The sequence below is a fragment of the Streptomyces lydicamycinicus genome, assembly GCF_000829715.2.
Classification (GTDB): Bacteria; Actinomycetota; Actinomycetes; order Streptomycetales; family Streptomycetaceae; genus Streptomyces; species Streptomyces lydicamycinicus.
In genome coordinates, this window is record NZ_BBNO01000012.1 from 141738 (window position 1) to 166817 (window position 25080).

General features: G+C 72.8%; 32 protein-coding genes. 24 read left to right on the forward strand and 8 right to left on the reverse strand.

What is annotated here, in order from left to right; translation table 11 throughout:
• Window positions 1–68: 68 nt before the first annotated feature.
• Complete coding sequence (locus tag TU31_RS39275; protein ID WP_181018731.1) at window positions 69–242, reverse strand: hypothetical protein; 174 nt, start codon at window positions 240–242, stop codon at window positions 69–71.
• A 275-nt stretch (window positions 243–517) separates the two neighbouring features.
• On the opposite strand from TU31_RS39275, the gene TU31_RS34390 reads away from it, so the two are divergent.
• The 4 genes from TU31_RS34390 (at window position 518) to TU31_RS34405 (ending at window position 4593) form a co-directional block, all read left to right on the forward strand.
• On the forward strand, window positions 518–1810 hold the full coding sequence (locus tag TU31_RS34390; RefSeq protein WP_042162083.1) for an NYN domain-containing protein: 1293 nt from the start codon (window positions 518–520) through the stop codon (window positions 1808–1810).
• Window positions 1811–1971: 161 nt separating this feature from the next.
• Entirely contained in the window at window positions 1972–2904 is a 933-nt protein-coding gene (locus TU31_RS34395; protein ID WP_245698965.1) for an ABC transporter ATP-binding protein, read from the forward strand.
• A 64-nt stretch (window positions 2905–2968) separates the two neighbouring features.
• A complete protein-coding gene (locus TU31_RS34400) occupies window positions 2969–3790 on the forward strand; it encodes an ABC transporter permease (protein ID WP_245698963.1) in 822 nt (273 codons plus the stop codon).
• A 68-nt stretch (window positions 3791–3858) separates the two neighbouring features.
• Window positions 3859–4593, forward strand: a complete 735-nt coding sequence (locus TU31_RS34405; protein ID WP_042162089.1) for an ABC transporter permease — start codon at window positions 3859–3861, stop codon at window positions 4591–4593.
• 52 nt (window positions 4594–4645) lie between these two features.
• On the opposite strand, the gene ybaK is transcribed toward TU31_RS34405, so the two are convergent.
• Genes ybaK through TU31_RS34420 form a run of 3 tightly spaced genes read right to left on the reverse strand, consistent with a single transcriptional unit; the run spans window position 4646 to window position 7586 of the window.
• Entirely contained in the window at window positions 4646–5140 is a 495-nt protein-coding gene (gene ybaK, locus TU31_RS34410) for a Cys-tRNA(Pro) deacylase (protein WP_042162090.1), read from the reverse strand.
• 46 nt (window positions 5141–5186) lie between these two features.
• A complete protein-coding gene (locus tag TU31_RS34415; RefSeq protein WP_042162091.1) occupies window positions 5187–5933 on the reverse strand; it encodes an LON peptidase substrate-binding domain-containing protein in 747 nt (248 codons plus the stop codon).
• A gap of 51 nt (window positions 5934–5984) precedes the next feature.
• Window positions 5985–7586, reverse strand: coding sequence for a hypothetical protein (locus tag TU31_RS34420; RefSeq protein WP_042162093.1), 1602 nt, complete (start codon window positions 7584–7586; stop codon window positions 5985–5987).
• Between the two features lie 263 nt (window positions 7587–7849).
• Here TU31_RS34420 and hisD point away from each other — a divergent pair, with 263 nt between their 5' ends.
• The 11 genes from hisD to TU31_RS34475 are packed head-to-tail and all read left to right on the forward strand — an operon-like array spanning window position 7850 to window position 14809.
• Window positions 7850–9199 (forward strand): histidinol dehydrogenase, encoded by a 1350-nt coding sequence (gene hisD / locus TU31_RS34425; RefSeq protein WP_042162094.1) that lies wholly within the window; start codon window positions 7850–7852, stop codon window positions 9197–9199.
• Between the two features lie 8 nt (window positions 9200–9207).
• On the forward strand, window positions 9208–10326 hold the full coding sequence (locus tag TU31_RS34430) for a histidinol-phosphate transaminase (RefSeq protein ID WP_042162095.1): 1119 nt from the start codon (window positions 9208–9210) through the stop codon (window positions 10324–10326).
• Window positions 10323–10916 (forward strand): imidazoleglycerol-phosphate dehydratase HisB, encoded by a 594-nt coding sequence (hisB, locus tag TU31_RS34435; protein ID WP_020397738.1) that lies wholly within the window; start codon window positions 10323–10325, stop codon window positions 10914–10916. Before TU31_RS34430 ends, hisB begins: the two co-directional genes overlap by 4 nt.
• Window positions 10917–10919: 3 nt before the next feature.
• The gene (locus TU31_RS39280) at window positions 10920–11084 is read left to right on the forward strand and encodes a CG2302 family histidine operon protein (RefSeq protein WP_042162099.1); all 165 of its coding nucleotides are present in this window, start codon (window positions 10920–10922) and stop codon (window positions 11082–11084) included.
• Window positions 11075–11728, forward strand: coding sequence for an imidazole glycerol phosphate synthase subunit HisH (hisH, locus tag TU31_RS34445; RefSeq protein ID WP_042162101.1), 654 nt, complete (start codon window positions 11075–11077; stop codon window positions 11726–11728). The genes TU31_RS39280 and hisH overlap by 10 nt, the downstream gene beginning before the upstream one ends.
• Before the next feature lie 8 nt (window positions 11729–11736).
• On the forward strand, window positions 11737–12459 hold the full coding sequence (gene priA, locus TU31_RS34450) for a bifunctional 1-(5-phosphoribosyl)-5-((5-phosphoribosylamino)methylideneamino)imidazole-4-carboxamide isomerase/phosphoribosylanthranilate isomerase PriA (protein WP_026169748.1): 723 nt from the start codon (window positions 11737–11739) through the stop codon (window positions 12457–12459).
• A 21-nt stretch (window positions 12460–12480) separates the two neighbouring features.
• Window positions 12481–12888: a Rid family hydrolase gene (locus TU31_RS34455; protein WP_042162103.1), complete on the forward strand. Its 408-nt coding sequence runs from the start codon at window positions 12481–12483 to the stop codon at window positions 12886–12888.
• Entirely contained in the window at window positions 12885–13649 is a 765-nt protein-coding gene (gene hisF / locus TU31_RS34460) for an imidazole glycerol phosphate synthase subunit HisF (protein WP_042162104.1), read from the forward strand. Before TU31_RS34455 ends, hisF begins: the two co-directional genes overlap by 4 nt.
• 26 nt (window positions 13650–13675) lie before the next feature.
• On the forward strand, window positions 13676–13945 hold the full coding sequence (locus TU31_RS40710) for an SH3-like domain-containing protein (protein ID WP_042162106.1): 270 nt from the start codon (window positions 13676–13678) through the stop codon (window positions 13943–13945).
• Window positions 13935–14222 (forward strand): SH3-like domain-containing protein, encoded by a 288-nt coding sequence (locus tag TU31_RS40715; protein ID WP_042162109.1) that lies wholly within the window; start codon window positions 13935–13937, stop codon window positions 14220–14222. The genes TU31_RS40710 and TU31_RS40715 overlap by 11 nt, the downstream gene beginning before the upstream one ends.
• The gene (locus tag TU31_RS34475) at window positions 14219–14809 is read left to right on the forward strand and encodes a nitrile hydratase subunit alpha (protein ID WP_042162111.1); all 591 of its coding nucleotides are present in this window, start codon (window positions 14219–14221) and stop codon (window positions 14807–14809) included. Before TU31_RS40715 ends, TU31_RS34475 begins: the two co-directional genes overlap by 4 nt.
• 1 nt (window position 14810) lies before the next feature.
• On the opposite strand, the gene TU31_RS34480 is transcribed toward TU31_RS34475, so the two are convergent.
• The 3 genes from TU31_RS34480 to TU31_RS34490 are packed head-to-tail and all read right to left on the reverse strand — an operon-like array spanning window position 14811 to window position 18209.
• Window positions 14811–15554 carry a succinate dehydrogenase/fumarate reductase iron-sulfur subunit gene (locus TU31_RS34480; RefSeq protein WP_042162113.1) on the reverse strand — a complete coding sequence of 248 codons (744 nt, stop codon included), beginning with the start codon at window positions 15552–15554 and terminating at the stop codon, window positions 14811–14813.
• Entirely contained in the window at window positions 15551–17500 is a 1950-nt protein-coding gene (locus tag TU31_RS34485; protein WP_042162115.1) for a fumarate reductase/succinate dehydrogenase flavoprotein subunit, read from the reverse strand. Before TU31_RS34485 ends, TU31_RS34480 begins: the two co-directional genes overlap by 4 nt.
• A 1-nt stretch (window position 17501) precedes the next feature.
• Window positions 17502–18209 (reverse strand): succinate dehydrogenase, encoded by a 708-nt coding sequence (locus TU31_RS34490; protein WP_042162116.1) that lies wholly within the window; start codon window positions 18207–18209, stop codon window positions 17502–17504.
• Between the two features lie 95 nt (window positions 18210–18304).
• Between TU31_RS34490 and TU31_RS34495 the strand changes: the two genes are divergently transcribed.
• Together TU31_RS34495 and TU31_RS34500 are read left to right on the forward strand one after the other, a co-directional pair.
• Entirely contained in the window at window positions 18305–19201 is an 897-nt protein-coding gene (locus TU31_RS34495) for a LysR family transcriptional regulator (protein ID WP_042162117.1), read from the forward strand.
• A gap of 101 nt (window positions 19202–19302) precedes the next feature.
• Window positions 19303–19935: a TIGR03085 family metal-binding protein gene (locus TU31_RS34500; protein ID WP_042162119.1), complete on the forward strand. Its 633-nt coding sequence runs from the start codon at window positions 19303–19305 to the stop codon at window positions 19933–19935.
• A 27-nt stretch (window positions 19936–19962) separates the two neighbouring features.
• On the opposite strand, the gene TU31_RS38880 is transcribed toward TU31_RS34500, so the two are convergent.
• Entirely contained in the window at window positions 19963–20106 is a 144-nt protein-coding gene (locus TU31_RS38880; protein WP_158894839.1) for a hypothetical protein, read from the reverse strand.
• A gap of 33 nt (window positions 20107–20139) precedes the next feature.
• On the opposite strand from TU31_RS38880, the gene hisI reads away from it, so the two are divergent.
• From hisI to trpM, 7 genes are all read left to right on the forward strand, one after another.
• Complete coding sequence (gene hisI, locus TU31_RS34505) at window positions 20140–20529, forward strand: phosphoribosyl-AMP cyclohydrolase (protein WP_042162200.1); 390 nt, start codon at window positions 20140–20142, stop codon at window positions 20527–20529.
• 10 nt (window positions 20530–20539) lie between these two features.
• Window positions 20540–22084 carry an anthranilate synthase component I gene (locus tag TU31_RS34510; protein WP_042162120.1) on the forward strand — a complete coding sequence of 515 codons (1545 nt, stop codon included), beginning with the start codon at window positions 20540–20542 and terminating at the stop codon, window positions 22082–22084.
• 66 nt (window positions 22085–22150) lie between these two features.
• A complete protein-coding gene (locus TU31_RS34515; RefSeq protein ID WP_042162122.1) occupies window positions 22151–22816 on the forward strand; it encodes a TIGR02234 family membrane protein in 666 nt (221 codons plus the stop codon).
• Between the two features lie 85 nt (window positions 22817–22901).
• The gene (locus tag TU31_RS34520) at window positions 22902–23147 is read left to right on the forward strand and encodes an HGxxPAAW family protein (RefSeq protein WP_030988665.1); all 246 of its coding nucleotides are present in this window, start codon (window positions 22902–22904) and stop codon (window positions 23145–23147) included.
• A gap of 164 nt (window positions 23148–23311) precedes the next feature.
• Entirely contained in the window at window positions 23312–23752 is a 441-nt protein-coding gene (locus TU31_RS34525) for a DUF2752 domain-containing protein (protein ID WP_042162125.1), read from the forward strand.
• Window positions 23753–23930: 178 nt separating this feature from the next.
• Window positions 23931–24740 (forward strand): indole-3-glycerol phosphate synthase TrpC, encoded by an 810-nt coding sequence (trpC, locus tag TU31_RS34530; RefSeq protein WP_018090304.1) that lies wholly within the window; start codon window positions 23931–23933, stop codon window positions 24738–24740.
• A 22-nt stretch (window positions 24741–24762) separates the two neighbouring features.
• Window positions 24763–25053 (forward strand): tryptophan biosynthesis modulator TrpM, encoded by a 291-nt coding sequence (trpM, locus tag TU31_RS40720; RefSeq protein WP_078886109.1) that lies wholly within the window; start codon window positions 24763–24765, stop codon window positions 25051–25053.
• Window positions 25054–25080: the final 27 nt, after the last annotated feature.

Genomic DNA, 25080 nt, shown 5'->3' on the forward strand with positions numbered 1-25080 from the left:
AGGGGCCGCTGTTACCCCGAGGGGCGCGTCCGTTGCGGACGCGCCCCTCAACTTCCCTGCGGCACAGGTCAGTTGTGACCGAAGCGCCGCTGGTGCTTACGTGCCACATCCGCCGGGCTGCCCTGCGCCTGCGACCGTGCCTGGGACTGTGCCTCCAGGCTCGCCCTCTGGGCCTCCTGCTGGCCGCGCTCTGCCGCGGAGGCCTTCTGCTGACTGCGGTCCTGCTTCTTGTCCTTGGCCATGATCTTTGCCTCCTGAGGGGGGAATCCGGGATCTGGGCCGGAACCAGACTGACATGGCGGACAGGTGCCTGCATTTCGGGCAATTACCGTGCGTTATATGGTTGGTCACGCACCGTGTACGACGCCCCCGCTGAATCCGCCACGCCGATGATCGAGTTCGGGCAGATAACGCCCGTACGGTCGGGCAGACTCGAAGGAAAGCCGAAGAGCACTCGAGCCATGGGCCGAGCCGGGGGGCGACCGGACTTTCAGCACCTCAGGGAAGAGGGTGGAACGTGGATCGCTGCGTCGTCCTGGTGGACGCCGGATATTTGCTCGGTGCCGCCGCCAGTCTGCTCGCCGGAGAGCCCGCCCGTTCCAGGATCACCGTCGACCACGCCGCCCTCATCCAGGGGCTGCGCCAGCGCGCCGAGGCGGAGACCGAACGCCCGCTGCTGCGGATCTACTGGTTCGACGGCGCCCCCGACCGCGTCCCGCAGCCCGAGCACCGCAGGCTGCGGGTGATGCCCCGGGTCACCGTCCGGCTGGGTGCCCTGACCCGCAGTGACGGCCGCTGGGCGCAGAAGGGCGTGGACGCCGCCATGCACGCCGAGCTGACCGAACTCGCCCGTAACCGCGCCTGCTCCGACATCGTGCTGGTCACCGGCGACGGTGATCTGCTGCCCGGACTGATGTCGGCGAAGGAGCACGGCGTCGCCGTCCATCTGTGGGCCGTGCAGGCCGCGGACGGCGACTACAACCAGTCCGAGGACCTGGTCGCCGAGGCCGATGAGCGGCGGGTGCTGGACCGGACCTGGATCACCCGCGCGGTCCGCGCCAAGGAACTCGGCGGCCCCTGCGCCCCGCCGCCGGTGCCCCGCCCCGAGATCGCCGCGATCCTCTCCGCGCCGCTGCCCGAGTCCGCGGCCGCGGCAGCCGCGGCCGCCGCCGCGGCCGGCCCGGAAGCCGCCGAACACACCCATGAGCACAACGGCGCCAACGGCGTCTCCCGCCCGGCGGCCGCCGGGAGCGCGGCGACCGCCGCCGACGGGCCCGGCGCCGCCGGCTCCAAGGTCGTGCCCACCCCCAAGGACCTGGCCGGCCTCGGCCGGGCGCACGCCGCGGGCCAGCCGCCGGCCGGCGCGGGCGGGCCTGCCCCCGCGGCGGGCGCCACCCTGCGCTGGTCGTCCGACAAGGGCTGGGTCGAGCGCGGCGGCGCCGCCGGTGAACCGGACGGGACCGCGGCCCTGCCCACCCTCGCCCAGCTCACCAGCGCCGAGCAGCGCTGGGCCGACCGCGAGGAGGACATCACCGCCGTCAGCGGTGACCCCTTCGAGGTCGGTCAGGTCTTCGCCCGCCGCTGGACCGACCGGCTCTCCGACGCCGCGCATCTCCAGCAGCTGTCCACGGAGTACCCGCGCATCCCGCACCGGATCGACGGTGAACTGCTGCGCTACGCCGCCCGCTTCGGGTTGCTCGCCCACAAGGACGACCAGATCGACGAGCACGACCGCTATGCGATCCGGGCCGGTTTCTGGCGCGAGGTCGATCTGCGGACGGCCGCCGAGCACACGCCGGCCGGGGACTGACGGCCCGCGCCGCCCCGGGCCCGGCTCGCCCGCCGGAGCCCCGCGGCCCGGAGGCGGCCCGGGGACGCGTACCCTCATAGCTCGTGAGGACGGGCGCAAAACAGGTGAAGCGCGGGGTGCCGGTGTGCGCCGTGCGGGACCTGGTCAAGACATACCCCGCGATGCGCGGGCGCCGCGGGGCGGCACAGGCGCCCGCCGTACGCGCCAACGACGGCATCACCCTCGATGTGCACCGCGGCGAGATCTTCGGGCTGCTCGGCCCCAACGGCGCCGGGAAGTCCACCCTGGTGCGCCAGCTCACCGGACTGCTGCGCCCCGACTCCGGCGGGATCTCCGTCCTGGGCCACGACCTGGTGCGCCACCCGGAGCGGGCGGCCCGGCTGCTCGGCTACCTGGGCCAGGAATCCACCGCCCTGGACGAGATGACCGTCGCGCTGGCCGTGGAGACCACCGGCCGGCTGCGCGGGCTCGGGGCCCGCGAGGCGCGCGCCGAGCGGGACGCGGTGATCGACGAACTGGGCCTCGCGGACCTCACCGGACGGGCCCTGAAGAAGCTCTCCGGCGGGCAGCGCCGGCTGGCCTGCTTCGCCACCGCGCTGATCGGCGAGCGGCCGCTGTTGGTGCTGGACGAGCCGACCACCGGTATGGACCCGGTCGCGCGGCGCGCCGTATGGGCCGCGGTGGACCGGCGGCGGGCCGAGCGCGGCGTCACGGTGGTGCTGGTGACGCACAACGTCCTGGAGGCCGAGAGCGTGCTCGACCGGGTCGCGGTGATCGACCGCGGCCGGGTCATCGCCTGTGACACGCCCGGCGGACTGAAGGAAATGGTGAGCGACGAGGTGCGGCTGGAGCTGGTGTGGCGCGACCGCCCGCCGCTGGAAGTGCCCGAGGTCGCCGCCCTCGAAGCCGCCGCGCACGCCTCCGGCCGCCGCTGGACCCTCCGCCTCCCCGCCGACCGGGCCCGCTCCGCCGTCGCCGCCGTCACCGCGGGCCCCGCCTTCGCCGCCCTCGACGACTTCACCCTCGCCACGCCGAGCCTGGAAGATGTCTACCTGGCCCTCGGCGGCCGTGCCGAGGGGCTGGTCAAGGCGTGAACGGGGACCGGTCCGGCGGACGTATGCAAGACCACGGGGGCAGCGAGGAAGGCGTGATGACAGCGTGAGTGTGGTTCCCGTGCAGGCGGTGGCCGGGGCGGCTCCGGCGACCGGAGCGCGAGACGAGGAGGCGGCCCCGCTGGCGCCGCGCGCCCGTCTGGTGCCCGCGCTGGTCGCCGTCTACCGTGCCCAGCTCTCCCGGGCCCGGGTCGCACGGATCCCGCTGCTGTTCGTCGCCACCTTCCAGTCCATCGGGATCATGGTCCTGCTGCGCGGGGTGGTCGACGGCGGCGAACCGGCGCGGTCGGTGGTGTCCGGCTCCAGTGTGCTGGTCGTCGCCTTCGTGGCGCTCAACCTCCTCGCCCAGTACTTCGGCCAGCTGCGGGCCGGCGGCGGCCTCGACCACTACGCCACGCTGCCGGTGCCGCCGGCCGCCGTGGTGCTCGGCGCCGCCGCCGCGTACGCCTCGTTCACCGTGCCGGGCACGGTGGTCACCGCGGTCACCGGCTGTGTCCTCTTCCAGCTGCCGATGTCCCATCTGTGGGTGCTGGCCGCGGTGCTCCCGCTCGCCGGGGCGGCGCTGGCCGGTCTCGGCGCGGCCCTCGGCCTGCTCGCCCCGCGCCAGGAACTCGCCACGCTCTGCGGTCAGTTGGGCATGTCGGCGGCGCTGCTGCTGGGCGTGCTGCCGGCCGAGCGGATGCCCGCGGTGATCGGCTGGGCCCGTGATCTGCTGCCCTCGACCTATGGCGTGGAGGCGCTTGCGCGCAGCTTCGACCCGCACCCGGACTGGGTCGCGGTCGGCGCCGACCTGGGCGTCTGCGCGGCCGTCGGCGTGCTGTCACTGGCCGTCGCCACCTGGGCCTACCGGCGGGCGGCGACCCGATGAGCGGTGCCACCCCGCCGAACGGGCGTCCTGCTTCCGGCCCCACCAGCCTCACCTGGCACGATGACGGTGTGACCGCACCGCTGACACCCCGCGACAACCAACCGCCCGAAGAGCCCCGGCACCCCGAGGCCGCGCCCGACGCCGATCACGGTGGTCTCGGCGGCCCGGAGCTGGCCCGCGAGCTGCGCGAGGGTGCGCTGATCGCGCTCCTGGTCGCGGTGACCGGTGCGCTGCTCGGCCTGCTGTGGAACTGGCTCGCGCCGCATGTCCCGCTGGTGGCGGACACCCGCAACGTCTACCTCAAGAACACCGAGGGCGAGGAGTCGATCGGCGCGGACGGCACCTTCCTCCTGCTGGCCTTCGCCTTCGGTGTGCTCACCACCGCCGTGGTCTTCCTCTTCCGCCGGCGCGGCGGGATTCCGCTGGTCGTGGCGCTGGTCGTGGGCGGGCTGCTCGGCGCGACGCTGGGCTGGATGACGGGGATGTGGCTGGGCCCGACCCCGGATGTGGTGGCACACGCCAAGCAGGTCGGCCCCGGTGTGGTCTTCGACGGCCCGCTGCGACTCCAGGCCAAGGGCGCCCTGCTGGCCTGGCCGATGGGGGCGATGCTCACCCAGGTGCTGCTGTCCGCGCTGTTCGGACCGCCCGACCCGGTGCCGGAGGTGCCGTACTGGCTCCAGGGGCAGCACGGGGAGCAGGGACCGGAGGTCCAGCAGGCACCGGAGGCTCCGGAGACACCGCAGCAGGAGGTCCCGGACCGGCTCCGGGAGCACCACGACCAGAAGCCGCCCGCCGAGGGCTGAGCAGCACGCAACCGCACGGGGCGGCCGGTCCACCGGCCGCCCCGCGGCGTGTTCAGCCGCGGGCGATCGGCGCGAGGTGCGCCCCCGTGAGCGCCACCAGATCACCGGGCGCCAGCTCGACCTCCAGGCCGCGCCGCCCCGCCGAGACACAGACCGTCGGCCGGCCCTCGGCCGAGGCGTCCACGACGGTGCGCAGCCGCTTGCGCTGCCCCAGCGGTGAGATGCCGCCGCGGACGTAGCCCGTGCTGCGCTCGGCCGCCGCCGGATCGGCCATCGTGGCCCGCTTGCCGCCCACCGCGGCCGCCAGCGCCTTGAGGTCCAGCGACCCCGACACCGGGACCACGGCGACCGTCAGGGTGCCGTCGACGTCCGCCAGCAGGGTCTTGAACACCTGGTCCGGCGCGACACCGAGCGCCTCGGCGGCCTCCTCGCCGTACGACGGGGCGGCCGGGTCGTGCTCGTAGGAGTGCGTGGTGAACGGGACGCCGGCCGCGGTGAGGGCGACGGTCGCCGGGGTGCCGACGGACTTCTTGGACTTCTTCGCCAACGTCTTCGTGCCTCGCGTCAGGGGCCCGGTAGCTGGGGCCGCTCGGTCAGTTGGGGCTGGTCGGCTGCCGGGTCAGGTCCACCGCCGGCAGCGACGGGAGCTTACCGAGCAGCGCCGACTCCTGGCGAAGCAGTTTCAGCTCCTGTGCCAGCCGGGCCGCGGTGTCCGGCGCCTCCAGCAGCCGCTGCTTGGCGGGCACGTCCAGCACGGCCGCCGCGGCGACGAGGTACGACAGCACGGACGGGTCGGCCGGCAGGTCCTGCCCGCTCGACAGGGTCCGCTCGTTCGCCCAGGCCAGCCGCTTCTGATAGGTCCGGAACGCCCGTACGACCCCGGAGGCCAGCGCGCCGGCACCCTCACCGTCGTCGTCCTCCAGTTCCTCCAGCTCCCCGGTCAGATACGGCCCCGAGGCATCCACCGACAGCAGCCGGAAGCGGGTGGTGCCGGTGGCGAGGACCTCGTAGCCGGTGTCGTCGTCGGACGACTTCTCCCGGATGGTGGCCGCGTCGGCGATACAGCCCACGGTGTGGAACGCCTGCACCGGGTCGTCGCCGAAGCCCGCCGCGGGACCGTCCGAGGCGGGCACGGTGTTGTCGGGCATGCCCTGGGCCGTGGCGGCGACCTCCCGGCCGTCCCGGATCGCGATCACCGCGAAGCGGCGGTCGTCCTCGGGTACGGCACTCAGATCGCGCATCATGGCCCGGTACCGCGCCTCGAAGACGTTCAGCGGGAGCACGAGTCCCGGGAACAGCACCGAGTTCAGCGGGAAGAGCGGTAGGCGCACGGAGGTCACAGCCCGTAAGCCTAGAGCCTGTGGCGTGCGGGGCCACCACCCGTACCCCCGCTATTGCCGCCGCAGCAGCCGGGACGCACCGGCCGCGATCGTCGTGGCCAGCACCCAGCCCGCCAGGATGAGCACCGCGGCCGCCCACTGCGCACCGCCGCCCGGCTTCCAGGCGGCGCTCTGGTTGAGGTCTATCACCGGCAGCAGCAGGTCGAGGGAGTAGAGATACGGATTCCAGGGCGGCGCCTCGCCCGTCTTGAGGGGCGGCGGCGGGGACATCGAGAAGTAGATCGTGCCGATCGCCCACAGGATGGCCATCCACACCGCGGCCCGCCCCGGGCGGTAGCCGTAGGCCACCGTCCAGTCCTGGAGGAAGCCCCAGGCCTTCGCCGCCAGCGGCAGCGTCTCGCGGCGCCGCCGCTGCTTGGCCAGCAGCACCTCGCGGGCGTCGGCGTCCTCACCGGTGGTGCGCAGCGAGGCGGCGAGCATCTCGTACGGCTCGGGCGCGTACTCGGGGGTCGCCGCGGCCACCCACCGGAGCCGCAGCGAGAGCGGGAAGTGGCCGCGCGGGATCAGCGTCTCGTAGGCGAAGCCGGCCATCCACAGGCCGCCGAGCCCCGGCCAGCTCGCCGACTTGTCGACGAGATTGACCACCCGGGCGCCGGAGAGGATCACCCGGCCGCGCTGCGGCCGCTCACCGAGGAACCGCAGCTCGGGCGTCTGGATGCGGCGCAGCGACAGCTCCTGGTCGGACTCCATGATGAACCGGGCGTCCTCGAAGTCGACCGCGTCGCCGAACCGCCCGTCGTCCAGCCGCATCCCGCCCTCGCACTCGAAGCGCTGCACACGGGTGCCGCGTGAGGGGGTGTAGACGGTGCCGTACGGGGGAGTGGTGCCGCTGGAGAACGGGGAGTTGGGCAGCCCGGCGGCGGTCAGGTAGAAGGTGCGCTCGACGGTCAGCTGCGGGGCGTTCAGGGCGCGGCGGCCGAAGGGGTTGCTCAGCCGGCTGCCGCGCAGGCTCAGCGACACGCCGATGGTGGCGCCGCGCAGCGACAGCTCCCCGTAGGACTCCAGCATCTCGGCCTGGAGGTCCTGGGTGACGGTCATCCCGTCCGCCATGATCGATCGGCCCTGGCGGTCCTTGTGCACCACGGTCTGATTGAGCATCAGGTCCGTGCCGATGTGCGCGTCGGTGAGCCGGATGCCGGACTGCACCACACAGCGCGGCAGGTGGAGATCGCCCTCGGTCTGGAGCCGGGCCGCCTCCACCCGGGGTATCGCGCAGTTCACCAGCCGCAGGGTGGTGAAGCGGCTCTCGGGGAGCACCACCTCGGCCTCGAAGCGGCAGTCCCGCAGCTCCACGAATGGCTTGATCGTGCCGCCCGCGACGTCGAGAGTGTCCGTGATGTACGCACCGGTGAGCTTGAGCGCGGAGACCCGGCCGGGCTGCGCCGGCGGCCCGTCGAGCAGCAGCAGCGCCACGACCCGGGCCCGCACCCGGCGCTCCGGGCCCCACAGATGCTGCCCGTGCGGATCGTCCCTGGCCGGATCGCCGATGTGCAGATCGCAGGTGCTGCCGTTGCGGAAGGCCTGCCACATGCTCCATTCCGCGGAGGTCAGCTGCAGCTCGGCCGGCGCGTCGCCGTCCGCGGGTTCGGTCACTGTGGGTCCCCCTTGCTCTCCCGTGGTGTGTCGCAACCTGTTCGGACGCAATTCGTGCACTGGTCGTGTTGCGTCCCGCAGGTCTCCCCGTACGCCGTCGTGTGGCCCTTGCCCGCCCCGTGACTGCTTGAACACGCATGGTCAGGGCCAACTCCGGTCAACTTCGAACGGCCGGGTCACGGTGCGTCCGAGGTGTGCTCCGCTGTGTATCACTGAGTGATACGGCCGCTCGGGCGCCGGAGCGGGTCTGAGACACTGGGGGAGTGATCTCCCGAATCGATCTGCGCGGTGACGCCCTTCCCGAGGGCGGCGCCCTGCGCGACCTGCTGCCCCGTGCCGAGTTCGACGTGGAAGCCGCCCTGGAGAAGGTGCGGCCCATCTGCGAGGACGTACGCCATCGCGGGACCGCGGCGCTGATCGATTACGCGCTGCGGTTCGACGGTGTGGAGATCGAGCGCGTACGGGTGCCCGATGAGGCCCTGCGGGAGGCGCTCGACGGGCTCGACCCCGCCGTGCGGGCCGCCCTGGAGGAGTCCATCCGGCGCGCCCGGATCGTCCACCGCGAACAGCGCCGCACGGACGTCACCACCACAGTCGTCCCCGGCGGCACGGTCACCGAACGCTGGGTGCCGGTCGAGCGGGTGGGCCTCTATGTCCCCGGCGGCCTCGCGGTCTACCCGTCCTCCGTGGTCATGAACGTGGTCCCGGCGCAGGAAGCCGGTGTCACGGGCATCGCCGTGACCTCCCCGCCGCAGAAGGAGTTCGGCGGCCGCCCGCACCCGACCATCCTCGCCGCCTGCGCCCTGCTCGGTGTCGACGAGGTCTACGCGGCCGGCGGCGCCCAGGCCATCGCGATGTTCGCCTACGGCACCGACGAGTGCCTGCCGGTCAACCTCGTCACCGGCCCCGGCAACATCTATGTCGCCTCCGCCAAGCGCCTGCTCAAGGGCCGGATCGGCATCGACGCCGAGGCCGGGCCGACCGAGATCGCGGTCCTCGCGGACGCCACCGCCGACCCCGAGCACGTCGCCGCCGACCTGATCAGCCAGGCCGAGCACGACACCCTCGCCGCCGCCGTCCTGGTCACCGACTCCGCCGACCTCGCCGACGCCGTCGACGCGGCCCTCAAGCGCCAGGTCGCCGCCACCAAGCACATCGAGCGGATCACCGAGGCGCTGGCCGGCCGGCAGTCCGCGACCGTCCTCGTCGACGGCATCGACGAGGGCCTCAAGGTCGTGGACGCCTATGGCGCCGAGCACCTGGAGATCCAGACCGCCGACGCCACCGCCGTCGCCGCCCGGGTCCGCAACGCCGGCGCGGTCTTCGTCGGCCCGTACGCCCCGGTCTCGCTCGGCGACTACTGCGCCGGCTCCAACCACGTGCTGCCCACCGGCGGCTGCGCCTGCCACTCCTCCGGCCTGTCCGTGCAGTCCTTCCTGCGCGGCATCCATGTCGTGGACTACTCGCGTGACGCGCTGGCCGAGGTCGCCCACCATGTGGTGACCCTCGCCGAGGCCGAGGACCTCCCGGCCCATGGCGCCGCTGTGAAGGCCCGTTTTGCCGGAGGCGAACGAGACCAGGGCAGTGACCGGAAGGTCCCGCAGAGCAAGTGAGCAGGCACGTGACCCGTATTGACGATCTCCCCATCCGGGACGAGCTGCGCGGCAAGTCGCCCTACGGCGCGCCGCAGCTGGACGTCCCGGTGCGGCTGAACACCAACGAGAACCCCTACCCGCTGCCCGAGCCGCTGGTCCGGCGGATCGCCGAGCGGGTGACCGAGGCCGCCCGGCAGCTCAACCGCTACCCCGACCGGGACGCGGTCGAGCTGCGCACCGAACTGGCCCGCTACCTCACCCACACCGCCGGCCACGAGGTCACCAAGGACCACGTGTGGGCCGCCAACGGCTCCAACGAGGTCATCCAGCAGCTGCTCCAGACCTTCGCCGGCCCCGGCCGTACCGCCCTCGGCTTCGAGCCGTCGTACTCGATGCACGGGCTGATCTCCCGCGGCACCGGCACCGGCTGGATCTCCGGCCCGCGCAACGACGACTTCACCATCGACGTCGAGGCGGCCACGGCGGTCATCGCCGAGCGGCGGCCCGATGTGGTCTTCATCTGCTCGCCGAACAACCCCACCGGCACCGCCGTCGAGGCCGCCACCGTGCTCGCGCTGTACGAGGCGGCGCAGGCGGCCCGCGCCGACGGGGCCGGGGCCCTGGTGGTGGTCGACGAGGCGTACGGCGAGTTCAGCCACCGGCCCTCGCTGCTGCCGCTGCTCGCGGGCCGGCCGAATCTGGTGGTCTCCCGGACGATGTCCAAGGCCTTCGGCGCCGCCGGGCTGCGGCTGGGCTATCTGGCCGCCGACCCCGCCGTGGTCGACGCGGTCCAGCTGGTCCGGCTCCCGTACCACCTCTCGTCCGTCACCCAGGCCACCGCGCTGGCCGCGCTGGAGCACACCGACACGCTCCTGAAGTACGTCGAGCAGCTCAAGACCGAGCGGGACCGCCTGGTCACCGAGCTGCGGGCGGCCGGCTGCCAGGTCGTCGACTCCGACGCCAACTTCGTGCAGTTCGGCCTCTTCGAGGATTCCCACGCCACCTGGCAGGCGATCCTCGACCACGGCGTGCTGGTCCGTGACAACGGCGTACCGGGCTGGCTGCGGGTCACCGCCGGCACCCCGGCCGAGAACGACGCGTTCCTCGACGCGGTTCGCGCAGTACTGAAGGAGAGCAAGCGATGACCCGCGTAGGACGCGTGGAGCGCACGACGAAGGAAACGTCCGTGCTCGTCGAGATCGATCTCGACGGCCGCGGCGACGTGGACGTGTCGACAGGTGTCGGCTTCTACGACCACATGCTCGACCAGCTCGGCCGGCACGGTCTGTTCGACCTCAAGGTCAAGACCGACGGCGATCTGCACATCGACACCCACCACACCATCGAGGACACCGCCCTCGCCCTGGGCGCCGCCTTCAAGCAGGCCCTCGGTGACAAGTCCGGGATCTACCGCTTCGGCAACTGCACCGTCCCGCTGGACGAGTCGCTGGCCCAGGTGACCGTCGACCTCTCCGGCCGCCCGTATCTGGTGCACACCGAGCCGGAGAACATGGCGCCGATGATCGGCAGCTACGACACGACGATGACCCGGCACATCTTCGAGTCCTTCGTCGCCCAGGCCCAGATAGCGCTGCACATCCACGTGCCGTACGGCCGCAACGCCCACCACATCGTGGAGTGCCAGTTCAAGGCGCTGGCCCGGGCCCTGCGCTACGCCAGCGAGCGCGACCCGCGGGCGGCCGGCATCATCCCGTCCACCAAGGGAGCCCTGTAGCCCGTGAACGGTCTCTCCACCGTCTTCATCCTGCTCGGGCTCTTCCTCCTCGGCGGCGTCTACTCCTTCTGGAAGCAGCAGCTGCCCAAGAGCCTGCTCGTGCTGCTGTCCATCGGCTCGGCGATGTGCCTGCTCGCCGGCGTGCTGCGGCTGGAGGTATGGAATTGACCTCGGCACCCCGTAAGAACGTCGTCGTCTTCGACTACGGCTTCGGCAACGTCCGCTCCGCCGAGCGCGCGCTGGCACACGTCGGCGCCGAAGTGGAGATCACCCGGGACTTCGACCGGGCGATGAACGCCGAGGGGCTGCTGGTCCCCGGCGTCGGCGCGTTCGCCGCCTGTATGGCCGGGCTGAAGGAGGCCCGCGGCGACTGGCTGGTGGGCCGTCGGCTGGCCGGCGGCCGCCCCGTCATGGGCATCTGCGTCGGCATGCAGATCCTCTTCGGCCGTGGCATCGAGCACGGTGTGGAGACCGAGGGCCTGGACGAGTGGCCCGGCACGGTCGGCCCGCTCAAGGCCGACATCGTCCCGCACATGGGCTGGAACACCGTCGAGGCCGCCGAGGGCTCGCAGCTCTTCGCCGGTCTGCCCGCCGACGCCCGCTACTACTTCGTGCACTCCTACGCGGTGCACGACTGGGAGCTGGAGGTCGGCAACCCGCACCTCGCCGCGCCCAAGGTCACCTGGGCCACGCACGGCGCGCCCTTCGTGGCCGCGGTCGAGAACGGCCCGCTGTGGGCCACCCAGTTCCACCCCGAGAAGTCCGGCGACGCCGGCGCCCAGCTCCTGACCAACTGGATCAACACCCTGTGAGCCCCCTGATGCCGAAGCTCGAACTCCTCCCCGCCGTCGACGTCCGCGACGGCCAGGCCGTCCGCCTCGTCCACGGCGAGTCCGGCTCCGAGACCTCCTACGGCGACCCGCTGGAGGCGGCGCTCGCCTGGCAGCGGTCCGGCGCCGAATGGCTGCACCTCGTCGACCTCGACGCGGCCTTCGGCACCGGCGACAACCGGGCGCAGATCGCCGAGGTCGCCCGCTCCATGGACATCAAGGTCGAGCTGTCCGGCGGCATCCGCGACGACGACACGCTCGCCGCCGCCCTCGCCACCGGCTGCCGCCGGGTCAACCTCGGCACCGCCGCGCTGGAGACCCCCGAGTGGGTCGCCAAGGTCATCGCCGAGCACGGTGACAAGATCGCGGTCGGTCTGGACGTCCGCGGCACCACGCTGCGCGGCCGCGGCTGGACCCGCGACGGCGGCGACCTCTACGAGACGCTGGCCCGCCTCGACGCCGAGGGCTGCGCCCGCTACGTCGTCACCGACATCAATAAGGACGGCACCCTCCAGGGCCCCAACCTCGAACTGCTGCGGAACGTCTGCGCGGCCACCGACCGGCCCGTGGTCGCCTCCGGCGGCGTGTCCTCGCTCGACGACCTGCGGGCACTGGCCACGCTGGTGCCGGAAGGTGTCGAGGGCGCGATCGTCGGCAAGGCGCTCTATGCGAAGGCGTTCACCCTCGAAGAGGCGCTGGCGGCAGTGTCGTAACAGCGGACGAAAGGCGGCGTGATGACCATCGAGCGCGTACGGACCGGCGGTCCCTGGGAAGAGAAGATCGGCTTCGCACGCGCCGTGGCGGCCGGCGACCGGGTCCTGGTCGCCGGCACGATGCCGCTGATCGACGGCGTCCTCCAGGGCGAGGGCGATCCCTATGTGCAGACCAAGGTCGCCCTCGCCAACGCCCTGGAGGCCCTCACCCCCTTCGGCCTCGGTGCCGAAGCGGTCCTCCGCACCCGTCTGTACCTCACCCATCTGCGCGACGTGGACGCGGCCGGCCGCGCCCACCGGGAGCTGTTCGCCGCGGCGCCGCCGGTCTCGACCCTGGTCGTGGTCTCCGGCTTCGTCGACTCCCGCGTCCTGGTCGAAGTGGAACTGGAAGCTTTCCGAGAAATGTCAGAGAGGCCTGAACCGACATGACCCTGGCGGTCCGAGTCATCCCTTGCCTGGACGTCGACAACGGCCGGGTCGTCAAGGGCGTCAACTTCCAGAACCTGCGGGACGCCGGCGACCCCGTCGAGATGGCGAAGATCTACGGGGACGAGGGCGCCGACGAGCTGACCTTCCTCGACATCACCGCCTCCTCCGGCAACCGCGAGACCACCTATGACGTGGTCCGCCGCACCGCCGAGCAGGTCTTCATCCCGCTGACCGTCGGCGGTGGCGTCCGCACCCCCGAGGACGTCGACAAGCTGCTGCGGGCCGGTGCCGACAAGGTCGGGGTCAACACCGCCGCCATCGCCCGCCCCGACGTGATCCGCGAGATCGCCGAGCGCTTCGGCAGCCAGGTCCTGGTCCTCTCGGTGGACGCCCGCCGCACCGACGCGGGCACCCCGTCCGGCTACGAGGTCACCACCCACGGCGGCCGCCGCGGCACCGGTATCGACGCCGTCGAATGGGCCCACCGCGCCGCCGAGCTGGGCGCCGGCGAGATCCTCCTGAACTCCATGGACGCCGACGGCACCAAGGACGGCTACGACGTCGAGATGATCGAGGCGGTCCGCAAGCACGTCACCATCCCGGTGATCGCCTCCGGCGGCGCCGGCAAGCTGGACGACTTCGCCCCGGCCGTCGCCGCCGGCGCCGACGCGGTGCTGGCCGCCTCCGTCTTCCACTTCGGTGATCTGCGCATCTCTCAGGTCAAGGACGCCCTGCGGGGGGCGGGTCACCCGGTGCGCTGACCGCGGCGCACGCCTAGGCTCGCCCCATGAGCCGTGTCAACGATGTGGGTGGCCAGGCCGGGTTCGGGGCCCTGGAGATCGAGGCGGACGAGCCGCCGTTCCATGCCGACTGGGAGGCGCGGGTCTTCGCGCTGAACTCCGTGCTGGTGCGGAACGGGGTCTACCGGCTCGACCAGTTCCGGGACGCCGTCGAGCGGATGGCCCCGCAGGAGTATCTGGCGGCGTCGTACTACGAGCGCTGGCTGCACGCGATCGAGACGCTGCTCGCCGAACGGGGGCTGCTCGATGAGGGCTGACTTCCGGGCGGGGGAGCGGGTGCGGGTGCGCGCCGTCGACCCGGAGGGGCACACCCGGGTGCCGCGGTACGTGCGGGGCCAGGTGGGGCGGATCGTCGAGTGCCAGGGGCGGTGGGCGCTCGCCGACGAGATCGCGGCGGGCGTCGCCGAACCGCGCGTCGAGCCCGTCTACACCGTGGCCTTCGCCGCGGGTGATCTGTGGGGCGAGGGCGGCCACGAGGTCACGGTCGACCTCTGGGAGTCGTACATCGAGCGGGTACGGGAGGACGGCGCATGAGCGGCGAGCACACGAGTACACCGGTGGCGGCGCGGGTCAGGCGGCTGGAGGCGCGGCTGACCGGGGCCGGGGTGGTCACCGAGGAGCAGCTGGACGCGGCGCTCGCCGCGATGCTGGAAGGGGCCTCGCCGGTCAACGGGGCGCGGATCGTGGCGCGCGCCTGGACCGACCCGGGGTTCCGGGAGCGGCTGCTGGCCGATGCGAACGCGGCGCTGCCCGAAGTGGGGCTCTCGATGGCGGGCGGCATCCAGGAGCAGCGGCTCAAGGTCGTCGAGAACACCGCCACCACGCACCACGTCCTCGTGTGCACGCTGTGCTCCTGCTATCCGATCGGGCTGCTGGGGCCGTCGCCGTCCTGGTACAAGAGCGAGGCCTACCGCTCGCGGGTGGTGCGCGAACCCCGCGCCGTACTGGCCGAGTTCGGGCTGGAGCTGCCCGACGACACCACGATCACGGTGTGGGACTCCAGCGCCGAGAGCCGCTACATGGTGCTGCCGCGGCGGCCCGAGGGCACCGGGGGACGGAGCGAGCCGGAGCTGGCCGCGCTCGTCACCCGCGAGGGGCTCATCGGGACCGCCGCGGTCTGACTCAGCGGCCCTTCCGCGCCGCCCGCAGGAACTCGCGGTTCATCGCCGTGATGCTGAACAGCGGGATGCCCTTGGGGCAGGCGGTGGCACACTCGCCGGCGAGGGTGCAGCCGCCGAAGCCCTCCTCGTCCATCTGCGCCACCATGTCCAGCACCCGGGCTCCGCGCTCGGGCGCGCCCTGCGGCAGCACATTGAGATGGTTCACCTTGGCGGAGGTGAACAGCATCGCGGCACCGTTCGGGCAGGCCGCCACGCAGGCCCCGCAGCCGATGCACTCGGCGTGCTCGAACGCGAAGTCGGCGTCCGGCTTGGGCACGGGGGTGGCGTGGGCCTCCGGCGCGGACCCGGTCGGCGCGGTGATGTAGCCGCCGGCCTGGATGATCCGGTCGAAGGCGGAGCGGTCGACGACCAGGTCCTTGACGACCGGGAACGCCGCAGCGCGCCACGGCTCGATGTCGATGGTGTCGCCGTCCCGGAAGGACCGCATGTGCAGCTGGCAGGTCGTGGTGGGCTCCGGGCCGTGCGCCGCGCCGTTGATGACGAGCGAGCAGGCGCCGCAGATGCCCTCGCGGCAGTCGTGGTCGAAGGCGACCGGGTCGCCGCCGCTGAGGATCAGCTCCTCGTTGAGGGTGTCGAGCATCTCCAGGAACGACATGTCCGGTGAGATGCCGTCGACCTCGTAGGTGGACAGGGCGCCGTCGGCGCCGGCGTTCCGCTGGCGCCAGACGCGCAGGGTGAGCCTCATGCGTAGCTCCGCTGGGTGGGGTGGACGTACTCGAAGACCAGGTCTTCCTTGTGCAGGACGGGGGCCGCGCCGGTGGCGGTGAACTCCCAGGCCGCGGCGTAGGAGAACTGCTCGTCGCGGCGCGCGGCCTCGCCGTCCGGGGTCTGCGACTCCGTACGGAAGTGGCCGCCGCAGGACTCGGCCCGGTGCAGCGCGTCGAGGCACATCAGCTCGGCGAGCTCCAGGTAGTCCACGATGCGGTTGGCCTTCTCCAGGGACTGGTTGAACTCCTCGCCGGTGCCCGGCACCTTGAGGCGGCGCCAGAACTCCTCGCGGATCTGCGGGATCCGGTCGAGGGCCTTGCGCAGACCGGCGTCGGTGCGGGCCATACCGCAGAACTCCCACATCAGCTCGCCGAGTTCGCGGTGGAAGGAGTCCGGCGTACGGTCCCCGTCGACGGCGAGCAGCCGCGCGAGGCGGTCCTCCGTCTCCCGTACCGCCGCGGTGACCGCCGGGTGGTCCGCGGAGATCTCGTCGTGGTGCGGGTGACGCGCCAGGTAGTCGTTGATCGTGGACGGCAGGACGAAGTAGCCGTCGGCCAGTCCCTGCATCAGCGCGGACGCGCCGAGCCGGTTCGCCCCGTGGTCGGAGAAGTTGGCCTCACCGATCGCGAAGAGGCCCGGGACGGTGGTCTGGAGGTCGTAGTCGACCCACAGCCCGCCCATCGTGTAGTGCACGGCGGGGTAGATCCGCATCGGCACCTCGTACGGGTCCTCCGCGGTGATCCGCGCGTACATCTCGAAGAGGTTGCCGTACTTCTCCTCGACCTTCGCCCGGCCCAGGCGCGCGATGGCGTCCGCGAAATCGAGGTAGACGCCCTGCCCGCCGGGGCCGACGCCGCGGCCCTCGTCGCAGACGTTCTTCGCGGCGCGGGAGGCGATGTCCCGGGGCACGAGGTTGCCGAAGGACGGGTATCCGCGCTCCAGGTAGTAGTCGCGCTCGTCCTCGGGGATCTCGGCGGGCGGCCGGGTGTCGCCCTGGGCCTTCGGCACCCAGATCCGGCCGTCGTTGCGCAGCGACTCGCTCATCAGCGTCAGCTTCGACTGGTGGTCGCCGGTGCGCGGGATGCAGGTCGGATGGATCTGGGTGAAGCAGGGGTTGGCGAGGTAGGCGCCCCGGCGGTGGGCCCGCCAGATCGCGGTGGCGTTGGAGTTCATGGCGTTCGTCGAGAGGTGGAAGACGTTGCCGTAGCCGCCGGACGCGAGGACCACGGCGTCCGCGAAGTAGGTGGCGGTCTTCCCGGTGACGAGGTCCCGGGCGACGATGCCGCGGGCCCGTCCGTCGACGACGATCAGGTCGAGCATCTCGGTCCGCGGGTGCAGCTCCACGTTCCCGGCGGCGATCTGCCGCGACAGCGCCTGGTAGGCGCCGAGCAGCAGCTGCTGGCCCGTCTGCCCGCGGGCGTAGAAGGTCCGGGACACCTGGACACCGCCGAAGGAGCGGGTGTCGAGCAGACCGCCGTACTCCCGCGCGAAGGGGACGCCCTGGGCGACGCACTGGTCGATGATCTCGACGGAGATCTGCGCCAGCCGGTGGACGTTCGACTCACGGGCCCGGAAGTCGCCGCCCTTGACGGTGTCGTAGAACAGCCGGTGGACCGAGTCGCCGTCGTTGCGGTAGTTCTTCGCCGCGTTGATGCCGCCCTGCGCGGCGATCGAGTGGGCGCGGCGCGGTGAGTCCTGGTAGCAGAACTGGACGACGTGGTAGCCCTGTTCGGCGAGCGTGGCACCGGCCGAGCCGCCCGCGAGACCGGTGCCGACCACGATCACGGTGTGCTTGCGGCGGTTGGCGGGGTTGACGAGCTTCGCCTCGAAGCGCCGCTTGTCCCAGCGCCCGGCGACCGGCCCGCCCGGCGCCTTGGTGTCGCGGACCGGCTCCCCGGTCGCGTAGTCCACATAAGAGCTCATGTCAGCTCACCACTCCGGTCATGACGGCGACGGGTACGGAGATGAAGCCCACGGTCAGCACCAGCGCGAGGACCTGGGCGAGGGTCTTCAGCAGGCGTTCGCGGGCCCGGCTGCCGACGCCGAGCGTCTGCGCGGCGCTCCAGAAGCCGTGCCGGATGTGCAGCCCGAGGGCGAGCATCGCGACGAGGTAGATGACGTTGCCGTACCAGGTCGAGAAGGTGTCCACGACGTTCTGGTAGGGATGGCCCGCCTGGAAGCCGCCCGGGTGCACGGTGCCGGTCGTCAGGTCGAGGAGATGCCAGACGATGAACAGACCGAGGATGATCCCGCCCCACCGCATGGTGCAGGTGGCGTAGCTGCTCCGGGCCTTCTTGTGCGCATAGCGGCTGGGGCGCGCCCTGAGGTCGCGGCGGCTGAGCTGGTACGCCGACGTGGCATGGGCGACGACGGCTGCCACGAGGACCACCCGGACCAGCCACAGCGTCCACTCGTGGTGCATGAACGGTTCCCCGACGACGCGCAGCCAGTGGGCGTAGCCGTTGAACTCGTCCGCCCCGAAGAAGATCTTCAGGTTGCCGATCATGTGGACGACCAGGTAGAGCAGCATGACCAGGCCGCTCACGGCCATCACCGTCTTCTTGCCGACGGTCGAGCCCCACAACAGAGCCGCGAAGGACGGCCGTCGGTCCGTCCGTGTGTCCAGTGCCATGGGTCCCGACGGTAAGGACCGGGCGGCCCATCAGTCCAAGACATGGTGCGGCTCATCTCCATAGATGCTGCCTATCGATGCCCTACCGTCGTCGTATGCAGTTGCAGCAGCTCCGCTACTTCGCCGCCGTGGCCGACACCCGGCACTTCACCCGCGCCGCCGAGCGCGAACATGTCGCCCAGCCCTCCCTCTCCCAGCAAATCCGCGCCCTGGAACGGGAGCTGGGAGCGGAGCTCTTCCACCGGGCCCGCGGCCACATCACCCTCACCGACGCCGGCGAGACGCTGCTGCCGTTCGCCCGGCGCATCCTCGCCGACGCCGAGACCGCCCGCCGCGAGGTCCAGGAGGTCGCCCAGCTCCGCCGCGGGCGGCTGCGCCTCGGCGCCCCGCCCAGCCTCTGCGCCAGCCTCGTCCCCGACGTCTTGCGCGCCTTCCACGCCGGCTACCCCGGCGTGGACCTGATCGTCACCGAGGACGGCTCCCAGGGCCTGGTCCGGGCGCTGGCCGACGGCGCCCTGGACCTGGCCCTGATCATCACCCCGCTCCCGCTCCAGGCGCCCGCCCTGGCCACCTCCGAGCTGCTGCGCGAGGAACTCGTTGTGGTCTCCGCCCCCGACCGCCCCGCCCCCGTCGGCCGGCGCACCCGCATCCGGGTGGAGGATCTGCGCGGCCGGCCGCTCGCCATGTTCCGCCGCGGCTACGACCTGCGGGAATTCACCACCGCGGCATGCCGGGCGGCCGGCTTCGAACCGGCCTTCACCGTCGAGGGCGGCGAGATGGACGCGGTCCTCGGCTTCGTCCGCGCCGGGCTGGGCGTCGCCGTGGTGCCCAGCATGGTCGCCGAGCGCTCCGGCCTGCGGGTCACCCGCTTCTCGACGCCCGGAATGCACCGCGTGGTGTCCGTCGCCCACCGCGGCGATGTCTCCCCGCCGCGCGCCGCACGGGAACTGGCGCGCATCCTGATGGAGCATGTGGACCCGGGCGCGTCCTGAGCGGGGACGGGCCCGGCGGCCGGGGCGACCGGGCGGTCACCGGCGCGGGCCCGGGGCGCGGCGCCGTGGCAGGGGTGCGGGGGCGGTCGTAGGCTGGCTGCATGTCGACCCATGCGAAGCGTGAACGGCTCCTTCTCGCCGACTTGTTGGAGAGCGCCGGCCCCGAGGCGCCGACGCTGTGTGAGAACTGGAGCGCGCGGGACCTGGCCGCGCACGTGGTGGTGCGCGAGCGGCGCGCCGACGCGGCCGGCGGGCTCCTCGTCAAACCGCTGGCCCCCCGGCTGGAACGGGTCCAGGCGGAGTTCGCCGGCAAGCCGTACGAGGAGCTGATCCACCTGATCAGGACCGGCCCGCCACGGATGTCGCCGTTCGCCCTGAAGCAGATCGACGAGGCGTCCAACACCGTCGAGTTCTACGTCCACGCCGAGGACGTCCGCCGTGCCCAGCCGGACTGGGCGGCGCGCGAGCTGGACCCCGTGTTCGCCGACGCCCTGTGGTCCAGGATCGAGCGGATGGCCCGGGTGCTCGGCCGGAAATCGCCGGTGGGACTGGTGCTGCGGCGGCCGGACGGGCGGACCGCGGTGGCCCATCGCGGCACCCCGGTGGTCACCGTCGTCGGCGAGCCGGGCGAGCTGACCATGTTCGCCTTCGGCCGGCAGCAGGTCGCCGATGTGCAGCTGGACGGGGACAAGGAGGCGGTCGACCTGGTGACGGCGGCGAAGCTGGGCATGTGAGCCCGCCCCCTGCCCCGTAGGCACGCGCTACGAGCGGAGCACCACCACCGCGACCACCACGGCCACCACCACCGCCGCCGCGAAGACCGCACCCAGGACCCGCGCCGCGACCCGCGCGGCGCGGTCCGGGTCCGGCGGCGGTGGCGGCGCGGACGGCGCTTGAGGATGCATAGGTGCAGGATGCCGCACGGCACAATGGAGACCATGAGCAGCCGCGCCACCACCCCGGACACCACCCCCGCCCTCGACCCCGCCATCGCCGCCCGCCTCAAGCGCGGCGCCGACGGCCTGGTCCCGGCCATCGCCCAGCAGTACGACACCGGCGAGGTGCTGATGCTCGGCTGGATGGACGACGAGGCGCTGCGCCGCACCCTGACCACCGGCCGCTGCACGTACTGGTCCCGCAGCCGCCAGGAGTACTGGGTCAAGGGCGACACCTCCGGCCACGTCCAGCATGTGAAGTCGGTGGCGCTGGACTGTGACGCCGACACCGTCCTGGTCCGGGTCGACCAGGTCGGCGCCGCCTGCCACACCGGCGACCGCACCTGCTTCGACGCGGACGTTCTGACCACCCGGGACGCCCGGGACCAGTAGGCTCCGCGCCATGACCACGGGAACCACCGGCACCGCCCTTCCGGACCTCGACACCTTCCGCACCCTCGCCAAGGACCGGCGGGTCATCCCCGTCACCCGGCGGCTGCTCGCGGACGGCGACACACCGGTCGGGCTCTACCGCAAACTCGCCGCCGAACGCCCCGGCACCTTCCTCCTGGAATCCGCCGAGAACGGCCGTACGTGGTCGCGCTACTCCTTCATCGGCGTCCGCAGCGCCGCCACCCTCACCACCCGCGACGGGCAGGCGCACTGGCTCGGCACCCCGCCCGTCGGCGTGCCCGCCGACGGCGACCCGCTCGCCGTCCTGCGCGCCACCGTCGAGACCCTGCACACCCCCCGGGACCTCATCGAGGGGGAGGGGCTGCCGCCGTTCACCGGTGGCATGGTCGGCTACCTCGGCTACGACATCGTGCGCCGCCTGGAGAAGATCGGCGAGCAGACCACCGACGACCTCCGGCTGCCCGAGCTGACCATGCTGCTCACCTCGGACCTTGCCGTCCTCGACCACTGGAGCGGCACCGTCCTGCTGATCGCCAACGCGATCAACCACAACGACCTCGACACCGGCATCGACGAGGCCTACGCGGACGCGGTGGCCCGTCTGGACACCATGGCCGACGACCTGGCCCGGCCCGCGCCCGCCAGTGCCGCCGCGCTGCCGCCGTCCGAGGTCCCGCCGTACACCGCCAAGTGGGGCGGCGCTGCCTACCAGGACGCCGTCGAGGACATCAAGGAGCGCATCCGGGCCGGCGAGGCCTTCCAGGTCGTGCCCTCCCAGCGGTTCGAAACCCCGTGCACGGCGAGCGCGTTGGACGTCTACCGGGTGCTGCGGGCCACCAACCCCAGCCCGTACATGTACCTCTTCCGCTTCGAGGGCCCCGACGGCGGCGAGGACGGCGCCTTCGACGTGGTGGGCTCCAGCCCCGAGGCGCTGGTGAAGGTCGAGGACGGCCGGGCCATGGTCCACCCCATCGCGGGGACCCGTCCGCGCGGCGCGTCCGTCCAGGAGGACCAGGCCCTGGCGGACGAGCTGATGGCCGACCCCAAGGAGCGCGCCGAGCATCTGATGCTGGTCGACCTGGGCCGCAACGACCTGGGCCGGGTCTGCGAACCGGGCAGTGTCGAGGTCGTCGACTTCATGTCCGTCGAGCGCTACAGCCATGTGATGCACATCGTCTCGACGGTCACCGGGCAGGTCGCCGCGGGCCGCAGCGCCTTCGACGTGCTCACCGCCTGCTTCCCCGCGGGCACCCTCTCCGGCGCCCCCAAGCCGCGCGCCCTCCAGATCATCGAGGAGCTGGAGCCGTCCCGGCGTGGTCTGTACGGCGGCTGTGTCGGCTATCTCGACTTCGCCGGCGACTCCGACACCGCCATCGCGATCCGCACCGCCCTGCTGCGTGACGGCACCGCCTACGTCCAGGCGGGCGCCGGGGTGGTCGCCGACTCCGACCCGGTGGCCGAGGACACGGAGTGCCGCAACAAGGCCGCCGCGGTGCTGCGCGCCGTGCACACCGCCAACCACCTGGGCAGGTAACGGGCCGGTCACCCGCAGCACCCCCGCGCACCGGCCCCCGGCGGCCGGTGCGCGATAGTGGTACGCGTGAGTGCCGCATCCCAGACCCCCACCGACACCGCGCCGCAGGGCGATTCGGGCCCGCCGCCGGCCAGGCCCGCGCGCCGCGCGCACCGCAGCCTCGCCCTGGCGCTGCTGGCCGGCGCGGCGGGCGCCGGCCTGGCGCTGCTGGCCTCCGGCCGCACCTGGGCCGAGGGGTCCGCGGTGCTGGCCCAGGGCGCGCTGCCGCGCACGGTGACCGGCGCCGATGTGACCGGCGTGCCCGGTGCGCTGGCTGTCGTCGGCCTGGCCGCGCTGGTCGCCGTCTTCGCGGTCCGCCGGGCCGGCCGGATCGCGGTCGCCGCCCTGCTCGCGCTCAGCGGCGTGGGCATCGCCGTCGCCGCCGTACTGGGCAACTCCGACACCTCGGCGCTGCGCGAGAAGGCCGCCACCGCGGTCGGGCTGACCGGAACCGATGTGCATCACGTCACCCACACCGGATGGCCGTGGGTGGCCGCGGCCGGCGGTCTGCTGCTGCTGGTCGCCGGACTGCTGGCACTGGTGTACGGACGCCACTGGCCTGCGATGTCGGGCAAATACGAGCGCACGCCCGGCGGCGGCCGCGGCCCGCGACGGGCACCGGCCCCGCCGGATCTGGACCGCCCCGAGGAGATCTGGAAGTCCCTGGACCGCGGTGAGGACCCCACCCGGTAAAAGGGCTCCTTCCGGCATCGGTGACAATGGGCCGAGCGGATCATCGCGCCCCGACCCCGGCGCGACAGAGCATCGAGGAGCATTCATGTCGAGCAGTGGCCACGGACACACCCCCGCCGCCTGGACCGGCGTCATCATCTCGTTCATCGGCTTCTGTGTGGCCGGAGCCTTCATCGTGCTGGCGAATGTGCCCGGCTTCTGGGCCGGCATGGCGCTCATCGGTCTCGGTGCCGTCGTGGGCGGTCTGATGCGCATGGCCGGTCTGGGCTCGGAGCCCAAGCGCGCCGCCAAGCCGCGCCCCCAGGCGCAGGCGCAGCCGCAGGAGGGCTGAGCCCCCGCTCCCGTGGCGCCGGGGTCCGGCGCCACTCCCGCAGCACCCCCGAAGGCGCCGCTTCCCGGCCCGTACGCACCGTGGTGCCGTACCCGCCGTCCGTGACCGTTCCGTACGGCGGCCGAGAAGCTGCGCCTTCGCCTGTCCGGCCGGACAATCGGCACGTGAGCCAACCCGCCACCCGGCCCGGCACCTCCCCGCGCAGCGGTCTGCCGCGCCGCCTCGTGGCGCCCCTCGGCGCCCTGGCCGCCGCCACCGCCGCGTTCGCCGTCCTCGGCGCCGTCGATCCGAACGAGCCCGGCCACTACCCCGTGTGCCCGCTGCTGCACCTCACCGGCATCTACTGCCCGGCCTGCGGCGGGCTGCGCAGCGCCCATGCCGTCGCGCACGGCGACCTCGTCGCGGCACTGGGCGCCAACGCGCTCGCGGTGGCCGGGTACGCGGCCTGTGCGGTCTTCTGGGCGCTCTGGCTGGGCAATGCGGTCCGTGGGCGCCGCACGGCGGGGCCGCGGCCGCGAGCCGTCCACTGGTGGGCGCTGGGCGGGCTGCTGCTGGTCTTCACGGTCGTCCGCAACCTCCCCTTCGGCAGTGGGCTCGCACCGTGACCCGGGGGCCGTGCGGACCCGGTGCCACCGGCCCCGCAGCATCCGCAGAAGTCCAGGTCGTGGGATCACGGTCCACCGGATGTGAGACCTGCCTCGCTTGGCGGATACCATCGGAGTGCCGGATGGGACCGTTCGTCCGGGGGACCGTCCACCACCGCTCCAGAAGGAGGCCGCTCGCGTGAGTGTGCTCGACGAGATCATCGACGGCGTGCGCGCCGACCTCGCGGAGCGGCAGGCGCGGGTGAGCCTCGACGAGCTCAAGGAGCGGGCCCAGAAGGCGCGCCCCGCGAAGGACGGCGTCGCCGCGCTCAAGGGCGAGAGCGTCACGGTCATCTGCGAGGTCAAGCGCTCCAGCCCCTCCAAGGGCGCGCTCGCCGCGATCGCCGACCCGGCCGGTCTGGCCGCCGACTACGAGGCCGGCGGCGCGGCGGTCATCTCCGTCCTCACCGAGCAGCGCAAGTTCGGCGGTTCGCTGGCCGACCTGGAAGCCGTCCGCGCCAAGGTCGACATCCCCGTCCTGCGCAAGGACTTCATCGTCACCGCCTACCAGCTGTGGGAGGCCCGCGCCTACGGCGCCGACCTCGCGCTGCTGATCGTCTCCGCGCTGGAGCAGGAGGCGCTGGTCTCGCTGATCGAGCGCGCCGAGTCGATCGGTCTGACGCCGCTGGTCGAGGTGCACGACGAGGAGGAAGTCGCCCGCGCGGTGGACGCCGGTGCCAAGATCATCGGCGTCAACGCCCGCAATCTGAAGACCCTGGAGGTCGACCGCGGCAACTTCGCCCGGGTCGCCCCCGAGATCCCCGACCACATCGTCAAGATCGCCGAGTCCGGTGTCCGCGGACCGCACGACCTGATCGCCTACGCCAACGACGGTGCGGACGCGGTGCTGGTCGGTGAGTCGCTGGTCACCGGCAAGGACCCCAAGACCGCGGTCTCCGACCTGGTCGCCGCGGGCTCCCACCCGGCGATCCGGCACGGCCGGTCCTGAGCGCCCCGGACAGCACACCGACATGACCGCCACCGCCGCAGACCTCCGCTGCCGGGCCCGGGTACCGCACCCGGGCCCCGCCGGAGTGCGTGCCGGGGCGGCCGTCCGCGTTCCCTGCCCGGTGGTGCCGGTCCACGGCTTCCCGCCCGCCCCGCACCGGCGCCCCGACCCGAAGCGCTGTGCGCTGCCGCCGTGGCACCGGGGCTGCCGGGCGCCCGCCCGGCGGGTCCACGGGCGCCGGGTCAGGTATCACATCGGTTCCGAGCCGGGACAGATCAACGGCATGCGATGGCGACCGGGGTCCGCGCGCTGACGCGTCGGCCCCGCCCGGGCGCCGGGA